Genomic DNA, 458 nt, shown 5'->3' with positions numbered 1-458 from the left:
TAATCTTAGACTACCGGGGTATCTAATCCTGTTTGCTCCCCACGCTTTCGCGCCTCAGCGTCAGTTATCGTCCAGTTGACCGCCTTCGCCACTGGTGTTCCTCCTAATATCTACGCATTTCACCGCTACACTAGGAATTCCGTCAACCTCTCCGACACTCAAGAAATACAGTTTCAAATGCAGTTCAAGGGTTAAGCCCCTGGATTTCACATCTGACTTGCATTCCCGCCTACGCACCCTTTACACCCAGTAAATCCGGACAACGCTTGCTCCCTACGTATTACCGCGGCTGCTGGCACGTAGTTAGCCGTGGCTTATTCAAGAGGTACCGTCACTTCTTCGTCCCTCTTAAAAGAAGTTTACAACCCGAAGGCCTTCTTCCTTCACGCGGCGTTGCTGGGTCAGGCTTTCGCCCATTGCCCAATATTCCCCATTGCTGCCACCCGTAGGTCTCCGGA

General features: G+C 52.0%; 1 rRNA gene. It reads right to left on the bottom strand.

The features are described from left to right. A 16S ribosomal RNA gene (locus KUA55_RS18165) occupies nt 1-458 on the bottom strand; the annotation flags it as partial.

It is taken from the genome of Enterococcus alishanensis (assembly GCF_019218635.1).
Lineage (GTDB): Bacteria > Bacillota > Bacilli > Lactobacillales > Enterococcaceae > Enterococcus_A > Enterococcus_A alishanensis.
Note: the sequence above shows the minus strand (reverse complement) of the source record. Positions and strands in the feature narration are given on the sequence as shown.